A 12,675-nucleotide genomic window follows, 5' to 3' on the forward strand; every position below is an offset into this window, starting at 1 on the left:
TAAAATTAGATTATTATATTCTTAGGAGTACATATAAGCCATTCCATTATAGCAGGCCTCTCTTCTTTTAGAATCAAAAATTTATCATATAGACTAAAACTGTTCAATTCTTTGTAAGAATAAGTTTTAACTTTTTGTATATCATCTATACTCTTTATTAATTCAATATTATGAGTTTCAGAAATCAAAGTAAATAAGAGATTTGAAATAGAAATATCGATAAAATCATGTGTTTCAATAATCAAGTCACTTTTTGATAATGAATTTAGATTCAATTCGTTGAATAAATACTTTTCATAGCCTTCGCAGTCACAAATTATTAAACATCTTTTCCCAGATACAAGTTTGGACAATTCAAAAGGTGTGCATTCTCCTCTTATCTCAAATCTATCACTTAACCCATTCATTTTTGCCATCTCAAGGCACAATTTCCTTGCCTTATCATCTATATCATATGCTATTATATTCGACTCTTTGAATTTGAGCCCTAACCCTACAGCATAATAACCTTCAGCACAACCAATATCAATGATTGACGAATAAGAATTATTTAGAAGGTTACCCAAAGCTTCCTCTAACTCTTTCTCATAACTACCTAACAATTTAGGATATAAGGAACTACCAACTGATCGCATTGAAGGGTAGACCATATTCTTAAAATGACCATTAAGAACTTTTTTAGAATGAAAAAGCCGATCAAACTTATTATTCTCATCTAAGTTTTCTCTAGCTTCAGTAGTATTTCTCATAGCGTAAGCAAATCTTCCAAGCACAGCAAATGGATAAAGAATTTTCCAACCGAAAGAAGTCCTTACAATTCTTTTTAAACTAGATTTAATAACCTGCTTCATCGAATTAGTTAAAAAGTGTGATATTAATTTTACCTTCTCTAGTGAAAAGAAAATCAATAATTTAAGTAGTAATATTAATTTTATTAAATATATTCATTTAATATCTTATAGATTAAATTTTGACCCTATTGATCTGGGATTTAATTAAATATAGAAAGATAATGACCCGAATAAATACATAATGGAATATAGAATCAATTACTTATCACTTATCAATAAATTCTCTTTTAACATTTTCTGCACCAACCATCACTTTGGCTCCCATAACAATAAACCTTTAGCTGAAAATTAACATGAAGTGTTTCCCGATAGTATGGTTGCCTTAGAACTTTTTACATTGTCAGAAATTACACTAACGCTATAATAAAAAATTCTCAACAATAGTTTACAACATAAAAGTCTTTAAGTATTTATATAAGTATAACCAGTTAAAAATTTCTCTAGTTTATTACTTTTAACTTTTATTATGAAGTCTTATTAATTCTATATTTTTACAAATCCAGTTCCTAATTTATTTATAATACTTCCTAATATTCAAAACAATTATTATCTGTACTACCACTATCAAATCAAAAATAACTGATTGATCAAAGTAATAAACTTAAATGAAATTAGGGTTACTATAGAAATTTTACTATCAACTATTATCATATCAGGCATTTTCTCTATTTAAGATTTGTTCAACTAATGCTTGAAATTTATGAATATCCAAAACTATATCTTCATCAAGAAGATGATTTAAAGTATCTTTTACAATACTACCCTCACCAACTAAATAATGATAGTTCAGGTCAACATGAGAGGCAATTGTCCAGTAGCACTGGTTAACATAATTTGGGCTAAATATTTCAACAACAGTTGAACCCGGTTTACAGAAAACAAGATTTGATAAACCAGCACCATGAACACCAATTATTAAATTTGTATTGTAAAACAATTTAACTTGTTCAGACACAGACATTGATTCCAATTCAATTACTTTTACTCCTAGATCTTGAAGAACTGGGCGTAATTCTTTAAAATTTGATATTTTCCTTTTTGATGCATTATTACGTGAAATGAATATTGGTTCTTGGCTATTGTTTTCGCTTTCAATCATCCATTCTTTAAAAAGATATCTTATCATGTTAACAACTCTTATAGATGCATTGCCAGACAACCCACTGAGTGAAGGAATCACCAAATTATCGCAAACATAGTAGTCGTGAACATCCAATTCAATTGTAGAAGTTTTTTCAATGCCTATATGATTGAGAGTTTCGTTTTGAAATGGCTGCTTCCTGCTATTGATAAACCATACCTTAATATCTTGTAGTTTAGATTTAGAATGCAAAACCCATCCTATTCTTGGAATAACATCAAACATCCAATGAAAATAATTATTACTCGCATCAGCTGCAGCAACCACAGTAGAAACATATTTAATATATATTGGCTTTTTGAATACTACTTGATGTAATAAACTATGATCATAAATATTTCTTCCTATTTCAACAGTCACATCCTTAATAATCTCATTCTTATTTGTTAAGACGGCTCCATTACGTCCAACAATTTTCACATCTTGTAGATTAGCAATAAAAACTTCTTCCGAATCATAAACTAACCCTGGAGCTCCTTTTTCAAATTTCCAATGAGAACAGAATAATGACTTAGCTGGCTTTCTCTTTATTGACTCTGAATTATATAGAATTAGATAATTAGTAAGGGAATTAAGCTTAGAAAGCTCTTCTTTGATACTAACAACTCCTCTTGCATTTATAATGAAGTCAAATTTGATAGGTGCTAAAATAGTCTTGATAAGTCGCTTAAAGTGGTGTTTCAGCAAGCTATAAATATACATAATCTTTTATATATTAGCAGTTTAGAGACGCAAAGCTTTTGACTAGGATAGATAATAATCTTTAAATATAATCAAGTAAAGACATATTGAAGCCGCATAAATTTGTTTTGCATCTTCTTTCCTGAAACAAACTATTTTAAATTAATTATTCAAAAGCTCTAGCATCTACAAGATTTGCTAAAGTTAATAGAGTGCTATTTATAAGAAAATTTCTATAAGCATATAGCTTATCTAAATATTCGTGCATATCAAAAGCAATCTATTTATTAAATACTCCAATCAACTAACTCTTTTACAACTCGCAATGGATTTCCAGCATAGATACATCTATTTATTGATAACTTTTGGTGTACAATACTACCAGCTGCTATTACACTTCCATAAGGAATTATAGATCCTTTCAATATTGTACATCTAGCTGAAATCCATACTTTATCTAAGATAACTATAGGTTTATCTTCATTAATCTTTTGATTTTCTTTTGTGATACTATGAAAATCAGTGTCCATTATAAGGCAATCCCAAGATATCAAGCAATCATCTCCGAAGGATACTTCTAAAAACGCGACAATACTACTTTCAGCAGTTAAGTTAAATCTATTACCGAATATAATAACTCCATTTTTACCAACTGAGATTCTAGCTCCGTGACCAATAAAAATTGATTTTTTAAATTTTATAAGTCCATTAACCTCCCAAATTGTACGAGATTTTTTTTTATCAAATATACCTACATTGCCAAAGCCAATCTTTATCATTCCAAAAGAAACATCACTAAGTAATTGAACTTGCCCTTTTAATGTATGTAGGTATACATTCGATGAAACTAGAACAGGAAGTTTAATAGCAATTTTAAATGGAAAATAATGAAAATTAAACCTTAAAGTATTTAGGTTTATGTACTTAAGCATTCGAATCATTTGCTTTAGCAACTATGAGTTGATAGGTTGTTAAATTTTGAAAGGAACATATCTTTTAGTTTTCTTAACTATTTAATAAAAGATCTTTCAGACTATAGTTCATTAAAATAGTAAACTTTCAGGAAGTATTTATTTAATATTAACTCCTAGTCCAGACCATTTTATTTGTTTTTGCATATTAGGTTGTTATATAAGTTAATATATAATTTACCTTTATATCTTATTAAGGTAATACTTCAGCATAGTTTTAAATTGCAGGAACGTCGACTTTCTTTTTCGGTTAGCCCACACACCTTTAACATAGTCTCTCTCAAAAAGCTTAATCTTATAATATTTTTTTGGATGTTTTAGTGGGAAGTTTAGCTTCTTAGCAGGTAAATTATTTGCAGGACTATTTACATCGACTGTATGGTTAGCATTTACTCCGAAACCAATATTAGTTACAAGGTTTCTTGAAGGCACTACAGACAGTTTTTCATTATCTATCTGCGCAAAGAGCCATTGATAATCCCAAGTATCAATGTCATTGTTTATAATTCTGTCAAATTGGAACCTAAGATACTGTACCCAGTCCCAATCAAAAGATTTAAATTGTTTAAACAACTTAAGGAACAAGTAAAGATTTTTATGCTTCATTTGCTTCCAATGTTTTAGCTCATAATCAACCAAATCTACACTTCTACGCCAAGTTGCCCAGCCCCACATGTTCATATAATTGGTAAAAAAGTAGCTGTGTTTTCTGTCGTCATCAAATCCAAAGTTGCTACCATTTATTGATATAACATTATAATCATTCTTGTACTTCCGTAGCATTTCATCACAAAAAATGAAAAAATCCTGAGAAGGCAAACAATCATCTTCCAAAATGATACCCTGTTCTTCCTGATCAAAAAACCATTTTATGGCACTACTTACAGCTCTAAAGCAGCCAAGATTCTTCTCACGTATCAAATATTTAACTTCACAGTTCCAGCTAACTTCGGATACAATATTTTTTACTAATGCATAATTCGTTATATCATTACAGTTGGATTCACGAGGTCCATCTAAAGCAATATAAAGTTTCTGCGGAGAAGCTATTCTTATTGCCTCAAAAACTACAGCGGTTTCTTCAGGTCGATTAAAAGCTAGGAATAAAATTGGGGAATTAACCATATCTTACCAATAGCAACCTCCCTCTACCTTTTCTGAACCATTAACAACTTCATTTGAATTAGGTCTTACCCAGTAAGAGTTATACATCTTTGATATTTCAGGATGGTTATCCCACCTCTTTCCTTTAATTCCGAATAAAATTTGAGTGGCACCACCTATATGAACAGCTACTTTCCCTAGGGATTTTACATAAGAAGAAATTGGTAAACCATAAGCTCCAGCACCAATAATAGCTACATCAAAATCATGCTGACTTATTTGATTTAGCATAAAATCAAGAGCCTCAAACCAGCTTTTGAAATCAGTTCTGTTTCCCGCGATAGATTGAACAGCCTTAACTCCTTTGATCTCAAATTCAGGTAATACTAAAGAGTTGGAAAAAATTTTTTCCCTTTTGTTATGATATTGATTAATAATGGTGTCAACAAAGGGATGTACAACTAACACTTTTTTACCTAACAGAGCACAAGACCAAGGGTCTTTAAATAAATAAGGTTCTAGGGCAATTGGATCTAATCTAAACGGGTTAGTACCATAATTATTTATTAAATAGTCTTCGCCGGGTATGAACTTCCAAATTCCAAATGCATCAATTTGTGAAAGTTGGTTTATGAAAAAATCTGAAAACCTACTAATCATTAAATCAGAATTGGGAAAAAAGCCAGCATTAATACACAGATTTTGTTTAACGTTTTCATTCCACTCTGTTTTGTAATTCTGAAATTTATGATGCGATTTTTTCAAATAAGTATCAGAATTTATTTTATTGATCTCTATATAGTTTAAAAGACACGTAGACTCTACCATACCGAGTCGGCTTATAGCAAAGGGCTTATAAGCCAATATCGCATCCTTTATAATCTCATTACTTCTTAATAAGCTGTAATGAGTACTACCTGAATTTGAATATAGAATAGATTCTTTATTAAGGCCTAGAATTCTATAAAGTAGTTTTCCCAGTCTATTTACACCCATTTGAAAATCCATATTAATATAAGCAGAGTATCCTTTCTAGTACCTTCAAAAAGAATGGTTTTTTGAAATTTCCTGCAACTAATGATGCATTCAATTGACCCAATTTTGCAGAAAAATCTAATAAATTTTGAGAAAACATGTTTGTTAGAAAATTTTTCCTAAAAAAGTAATAAACAAGAAGTATTACATCGATATTAGATATCTTTCTAACTGGAATTGCGTTGTGATTGAAAACTTCATTATAAGCTTTAATTTGAGAAGAATTAAGTGCATATATTAGTCTTAAAATATAATTAACAGTTACCTTTTTACGTGTTATAAGGTGTTTCAAACTTAAAAGACTACTTGAACCTGCATAATACCCTAACTTTAAACCTGTGTATAGAATTTGTGTATCGCCAGCACTGCTAAGTATAGTTCCATTTCTATCTATCATTGAATATTTCCGTGCTTTTACAGCAGCAATGTATTCTATTAGAATGTTCTTTCTAACAACCATTCCGGTACCATAAGGAAAATATAAACTTCCCTCTTTGTTATTGTTATCGTAATGGGTACCTTCAATAAACTTCTCTTGATGAATATGTCGAATAGAAGACAAAAATTTTGTTTCTTTCATACCAACATACTCTACTTCAACTACTCCAGGTCCCCAAAGGCCAACTTTAGGATAAAGATTTATAATATCTAATGCATTTGTTAAGTAATTAAATATAGGTTCGTTATCATCATCAAAAAAAACAATCCAGTCATATTTAGCCGAACAAATACCTGCAACTCTTGCTTGAGTTAAACCTGGGCTTTGCTCTTTTATAAAGCTTAGCTGTTTATTCTCCATTCGTTGTACCCAAGCTTTAACTTCAGGGAGCCCACTAATTTCAGAAGTTGAATTATTATCAACTATGATAAATTCTACAGGTATATTTTCGGGAACAAGTAAAGAAGATAAAGAATTAAGAAGTCTCTTGAAGACGACTAAATCTGGGTTATATGAGCAAACAATGATTGAAAAACCTGATACCATATTAAGTTAAAAATTAAAATATAGTTATAAGGTTCTTGTTTAAAAAGATATGATATTCACCACTTGTAGCTGTTAAAAAATTCATATCGAGAAATTTATGTTCGAAAAGGCTAACATCTACGCCTGCATCAGGATGTAGTTCAATGGCAACTATTTTCACCTTCTGCTTAATAAGCTCTAAAGAAACCTCATCTTCAAGTAAAAAAGCTTCTCCTCCTTCAATATCTATTTTGAGAAGGTCCACTTCAGAAAACTGAGAATTTAATGTCAAATCAGTTAAAGTAATGGTTGAAACACCATCACCAGTTGTTCGAGATAACTGATTATCTTGCTTTTGTAGAGTTACTGCCCAAGAATTAGAATCACGGAAACTATTGACGATATGCAAAACTTCATTCGTATGCCAAAGCCCACTTCTTAGTAATTTAAATCTGCTAGCGTCTCCGAAGTTACTGGCTAAATTATGTTTAAGAAGAGCATAACTATGCGGTTCAGGCTCAATACAAGTTATATTAGCATTTGGGAAGTATAGTCCCCATATTATTGCTGATAGTCCAATATTACTCCCACAATCAATTATTTTTTTTACGTTACTACTACCAATATGCTTGGTTAGCAATTCTACAACAGGCCTGTACTCGAAATCAATTAATTGTTGCTTTAAAACCCGAATGTCACTATCCCCTGTTCGGCAGGTTACTACAACCTGAAAGTTTCCAAGGGAAATATTCTCGAGAATAACTTTTTCATCACTAATATGCCTGGCAGTTATATTGCACTGGTGCAACAGCTTATAATCTTCAAGCCTATTACTTAAATCCTGCCACTTCTTCAATTTAGATATAAATCTGCACCTATACCCAAACCTGAGCAGCATAAACTCATATTTATTAAAATAACGTTGATAATTAGATAGCATACCGTAAAAAATAATGGAGTAGAAAAAAGGTTACAGCTGCTTATTTCTCATTCTAATAAGTTTAGCTGGAACACCGGCATATATAGCAAAGTCAGGTACAGATGCTGTTACTACACTTCCAGCACCTACTATTGCACCCCTACCTATTGTAACACCGTCTAATATTCTACATCCAGACCCGATCCATACATCATCTTTAATGATGATACCTTTTGACTGCTCTCCTTGCTGATTAATAGGAATATCGATTCTTTCAAACTTATGGTTAGAGGGTATAACAACGCAATGTGCTGCAATCAAAACATTATCCCCTATTATTACCCCTCTATCATGCCCATAGATAACAGTATAAGGGTTAATGCTACATGAGTTTCCTACAGTGATACTACCCCCATAAGGCATTAATAATACACCATTTAAAAACTCACAGTTGCTCCCAATCTTAACTGAACCTCCTTTAGAAGTATCAATACAATTCTTATTAATGAATGAGTTATTGTTTCCCAGTTCAACCTTTGTTTCTATAGGCGGTATAAAAGAACTTCTAAAAATCCTTCGAAATACTTTTGAAAATAATGACCTGCTAAAACCTAACATTATATTACTTTCCAATCACATTCTACATAAACACTACCTAGATCATTACTGCTGTATTTAGAAAGATCGGACTCGAAATCAATAATATCAAAGCTACACCCTTCATTAACATAATCAAAATTATGTCCATTAGGTATAAATAAAGCAACATCTATTTTATAATTCCCTGCTAATAAGGTGCGTTTTGGTATAGTCACAGCTATCGAAGATATGCTATTCTTGAAAAAAGATTGTTTCAATTCATATGTACTTGAAAAAACTTTCTTTTGCCACTTATCCAGGATAGCTAATCCTATATGGGTCCCATCAATAAATAGTACTCTACTGAGAACTTCAATTTTTATTAAAACATCTTCATTAAAAGAATAAATATTAGAAGTATCAGATGAATCGGAATGAGCAAATTCAATTTTATTAATTTGTGATTCAAGGTTCTTATCAGAGGTATAAATCTTAGTTTGTTCCTTATTCTGCACTAAATAATGGTCAACCGCATTATTTACATTACCTACAAAATCAAATTGTCCATTTTTAAGAACTAAGCCATTATTGCATAATGTAATAACTGAGTTAAGATTATGACTAACAAACAACACTGTTCTCCCTTGCCCCTGACTTACTTCCTGCATCTTTCCGATAGCCTTTTTCTGAAACTCAGCATCTCCTACTGCCAATACCTCATCTACTATTAAAATCTCAGGATCAAGATGCGCAGCAACTGCAAAAGCCAGACGCACTCGCATGCCCGATGAATAGCGTTTTACAGGAGTGTCAATGTAACGCTCTGTACCAGAAAAAGCAACGATCTCGTCCAGTTTACTTCTAATCTCGGCTTTAGTCATACCCAAAATAGCACCATTCAGAAAAATATTCTCACGACCGGTAAGTTCTTCATGGAAGCCAGTGCCTACCTCAAGTAACGAAGCAATACGCCCTTTAGCTTTAATACTTCCAGTGGTTGGAGATGTTACTCTTGAAAGAAGTTTAAGTAAAGTAGATTTACCAGCACCATTTTTACCAATAATACCAAGCACTTCACCTTGCTTCACTTCAAAATTAATATCATGTAGGGCCCAAACGTATTCGCTATTGCCTTTGATACTTCGGTCATTAGTTTCGCCTATTTTAAGATATGGATCTTCTTTACCCCGTATTTTATGCCACCAACGGTTCAGGTCATGCGAAAGCGTACCAGTTCCCAGCTCGCCCAGCCTATACTGTTTCGACAGGTTCTCTACCTTTATAACTATATCACTCATAGCCTATACCGTATCCATAAATGATTTCTCTACTTTATTGAAAACCAAAATGCCCAATGAAATAATGGTAACTGCGAATAATGTAGAATAACCTAAGTACATCCAGCTAAACGAACCTTCTCCTAAAAACGCATACCGGAAAGTTTCAATAATACTTGTCATTGGATTAGCGAGTATATAAGGTTTATATTTTTCAGGCAAAGTGGAAAGAGGGTAAATAACCGGTGAGGCATACATGGCCAACTGCATACCGAATGTTATTAGAAATTTAAGGTCCCTGTATTTGGTGGTCATAGCTGATATCAGCATTCCGAACCCTAAGCCTAATGCAGCCATTAGTACAATCAGGAACGGAACCAGCACTAATGCCCAGTTGGGCTGCACCTGCGCACCTATAACTATAAAATACCCCAGCAATACCAGGAACAGGACAAACTGAACTCCAAATTTGAGAAGGTTGGATACTACTATAGATAGTGGCATAATTAACCTCGGGAAATATACCTTACCAAAGATATTGGCATTTTGGATAAAAGTACTTGAAGTTGAGGTAAGGCATTCGGAAAAATAATTCCAACCAACTATACCAGCTAGGTAGAATAAAGGTCCAGGTATACCTTCGGTTGAGATACCTGCTATGTTGCCGAAAACAATAGTAAAAGTTATAGTTGTAAAAATTGGCTGCAGAAAAAACCATATGGGACCAAGAATAGTTTGCTTATAAACAGCTACAAAATCGCGACGAACAAACATCTGCAACAGATCGCGGTAGCGCCAGACTTCCTTTAGCTGTAAATCAAAAAGACCGGAACTTGGCTTAATAACCAGTGTCCAGTCTTCCTCCTCTTCTTTCATGAAAGTTTTGTTAGTAAGGTGTTCCATAAAAAATACCTCAAAAGGAACTATAAAAATAGTGAATCCTTTTGAGGTATATTAATAAGTGAAGCTATTTTTTTAATTTACATAGCCCTATTCGTGATAGTTCAGCACGCGGTGCCCACCCTCCATCAAATAAGTATCACGCTTAAATAGCTCTATATCTGCCTGCATCATATCTTTAACTAATGCAGGAAGGTCATATTTAGGCTCCCATCCTAGCTTGGTTTTAGATTTGGTAGCATCACCGATTAGCAGTTCTACTTCTGTAGGACGGAAGTAATTTGGATCTACACATACCACTTCCTTGCCTAACTCAATCTGATATTCTGGATTATTGCAGGCAGCAACATATCCTTTTTCGTCTACACCTTCACCTTTAAAGGCAATATCAATGCCTACTTCAGCAAAAGACATCTTCACAAAATCACGAACAGTTGTTGTTACACCTGTTGCAATAACGAAGTCTTCAGGCGTGTCCTGCTGTAGAATCAGCCACATAGCTTCAACATAATCCTTAGCATGTCCCCAGTCACGCTTGGCATCCATATTACCTAAGTATAGTTTGTCCTGCAAACCTAAAGCGATACGTGATGCAGCTCTTGTTATCTTGCGGGTTACAAAGGTCTCACCACGCAGCGGAGACTCGTGGTTGAACAGAATACCGTTGCAGGCAAACATGTTGTAAGCCTCACGGTAGTTCACTGTAATCCAGTAAGCATAAAGCTTAGCTACTGCATAAGGAGAGCGTGGATAAAAAGGTGTAGTTTCAGTTTGTGGTACTGCCTGAACTAAACCATATAGTTCCGAAGTTGATGCCTGATAAACTCTGGTTTTTTCAGTTAATCCTAGAATACGGATTGCTTCAAGAATACGTAATGTACCTAAACCATCGGCGTTTGCAGTATATTCAGGCGTATCAAAGCTAACCTTCACGTGGCTCATCGCTGCAAGGTTATAGATCTCATCAGGTTGTGTTTCCTGAATAATCCTGATCAGGTTAGTAGAATCTGTAAGATCACCGTAATGTAACTTGAAGTTGATGTTCTTCTCGTGCGGATCCTGGTACAGGTGATCGATACGATCGGTATTAAACATAGAACTTCTACGTTTTACACCATGTACTTTATATCCTTTACTTAATAATAGTTCGGCTAGATATGCACCGTCCTGGCCAGTAACACCGGTTATAAGGGCTGTCTTCATTATATTCGATTTGTAAAATAGAGATAAGTATATTTCAGATGCTCTATACTTATACTTCAGAGAATAGTTTCAGAAATTTTATACTTTCTACCATTAAGAAAGTGCAGGCATAGTAAGTTTTTGTTTAAAGTCAGCATATGCCAGTGCGATCCCTTCACGCAAATTAATTTTATGCATAAACCCTGTGTTATGCAACTTGCTTACATCCATTAGTTTACGTGGAGTACCATCTGGCTTTGTAGTATCGAAAACCAATTCCCCCTCAAAACCAATAACGTCTTTTACCAGGAGTGCGAGATCTTTAATCGAGATGTCTTCGCCGGTGCCAATATTAACAAGTTCACGCTCATTGTAATGCTCCATAAGGTAAAGACAAGCCTCAGCCAGGTCATCTGCAAACAAAAATTCACGCATTGGGCTACCAGTTCCCCAAACTACAACTTCAGAGGCTCCATTTTCCTTAGCTTCATGAAACTTACGAATAAGGGCAGGTAAGACATGCGAATTGTTTAGATCATAATTATCGTTATAGCCATACAAGTTAGTTGGCATAACACTAATAAAATTGCAGCCATATTGGTCTCTGTAGGCTTCACATAATTTAATACCTGCAATTTTCGCAATAGCATATGGTTCGTTTGTCTGTTCTAATGCTCCAGTTAATAGATACTCTTCTTTTAGTGGCTGAGGAGCCATCTTCGGATAGATACAGGATGAGCCAAGGAACATCATTTTTTTAACACTGCTCTTAAAAGCAGCATCAATTATGTTAGCTTCTATCATTAAGTTATCGTACAGGAACTCAGCTCTAAAAGTATTATTAGCATGAATACCACCTACTTTAGCGGCAGCCAGAAATACATAATCTGGTTGTTCAGTTGCAAAGAACTCTTGTACTTGTTGTTGATTACGAAGATCAAGCTCTGAGGAAGTGCGTGTTATAATATGATTAAAACCATTTGCCTGAAGTTTACGGCATATTGCGGAACCGACCATTCCTCTATGTCCTGCAACATATATTTTTGAATTAATTTCCATAGTGAAGGGTGT

The 12,675-nt window shown here is 33.5% G+C and carries 12 protein-coding genes; all 12 read right to left on the reverse strand.

All coding sequences use genetic code 11. From position 1 onward, the window contains the following. Positions 1–5: 5 nt before the first annotated feature. The 12 genes from MJ612_RS05440 to fcl all read right to left on the reverse strand — a co-directional run bounded on the left by MJ612_RS05440 (position 6) and on the right by fcl (position 12,663). The gene (locus MJ612_RS05440; RefSeq protein WP_187030187.1) at positions 6–851 is read right to left on the reverse strand and encodes a class I SAM-dependent methyltransferase; all 846 of its coding nucleotides are present in this window, start codon (positions 849–851) and stop codon (positions 6–8) included. A 652-nt stretch (positions 852–1,503) separates the two neighbouring features. Next, complete coding sequence (locus tag MJ612_RS05445) at positions 1,504–2,679, reverse strand: glycosyltransferase family 61 protein (protein ID WP_187030189.1); 1,176 nt, start codon at positions 2,677–2,679, stop codon at positions 1,504–1,506. Positions 2,680–2,960: 281 nt separating this feature from the next. Further along, complete coding sequence (locus MJ612_RS05450; protein WP_222619602.1) at positions 2,961–3,605, reverse strand: acyltransferase; 645 nt, start codon at positions 3,603–3,605, stop codon at positions 2,961–2,963. Positions 3,606–3,827: 222 nt separating this feature from the next. Beyond that, complete coding sequence (locus MJ612_RS05455) at positions 3,828–4,769, reverse strand: nucleotide-diphospho-sugar transferase (RefSeq protein ID WP_187030216.1); 942 nt, start codon at positions 4,767–4,769, stop codon at positions 3,828–3,830. A 3-nt stretch (positions 4,770–4,772) separates the two neighbouring features. Beyond that, positions 4,773–5,756, reverse strand: coding sequence for a hypothetical protein (locus tag MJ612_RS05460; RefSeq protein WP_222619603.1), 984 nt, complete (start codon positions 5,754–5,756; stop codon positions 4,773–4,775). Position 5,757: 1 nt separating this feature from the next. Beyond that, positions 5,758–6,768, reverse strand: coding sequence for a glycosyltransferase (locus MJ612_RS05465; RefSeq protein ID WP_187030218.1), 1,011 nt, complete (start codon positions 6,766–6,768; stop codon positions 5,758–5,760). A gap of 13 nt (positions 6,769–6,781) precedes the next feature. Beyond that, on the reverse strand, positions 6,782–7,603 hold the full coding sequence (locus MJ612_RS05470) for an FkbM family methyltransferase (protein ID WP_187030220.1): 822 nt from the start codon (positions 7,601–7,603) through the stop codon (positions 6,782–6,784). 114 nt (positions 7,604–7,717) lie between these two features. After that, positions 7,718–8,299, reverse strand: coding sequence for an acyltransferase (locus MJ612_RS18395; RefSeq protein WP_222619604.1), 582 nt, complete (start codon positions 8,297–8,299; stop codon positions 7,718–7,720). Beyond that, positions 8,284–9,543: an ABC transporter ATP-binding protein gene (locus MJ612_RS05485; protein WP_187030222.1), complete on the reverse strand. Its 1,260-nt coding sequence runs from the start codon at positions 9,541–9,543 to the stop codon at positions 8,284–8,286. The genes MJ612_RS18395 and MJ612_RS05485 overlap by 16 nt, the downstream gene beginning before the upstream one ends. A 3-nt stretch (positions 9,544–9,546) precedes the next feature. Next, on the reverse strand, positions 9,547–10,398 hold the full coding sequence (locus MJ612_RS05490) for an ABC transporter permease (protein ID WP_222619605.1): 852 nt from the start codon (positions 10,396–10,398) through the stop codon (positions 9,547–9,549). Positions 10,399–10,512: 114 nt separating this feature from the next. Beyond that, a complete protein-coding gene (gene gmd, locus MJ612_RS05495) occupies positions 10,513–11,625 on the reverse strand; it encodes a GDP-mannose 4,6-dehydratase (RefSeq protein WP_187030226.1) in 1,113 nt (370 codons plus the stop codon). Between the two features lie 93 nt (positions 11,626–11,718). Further along, the gene (gene fcl, locus MJ612_RS05500; RefSeq protein ID WP_187030228.1) at positions 11,719–12,663 is read right to left on the reverse strand and encodes a GDP-L-fucose synthase; all 945 of its coding nucleotides are present in this window, start codon (positions 12,661–12,663) and stop codon (positions 11,719–11,721) included. Between the last annotated feature and the right edge of the window lie 12 nt (positions 12,664–12,675).

It is taken from the genome of Pontibacter deserti (assembly GCF_023630255.1).
GTDB classification, from domain to species: domain Bacteria; phylum Bacteroidota; class Bacteroidia; order Cytophagales; family Hymenobacteraceae; genus Pontibacter; species Pontibacter deserti.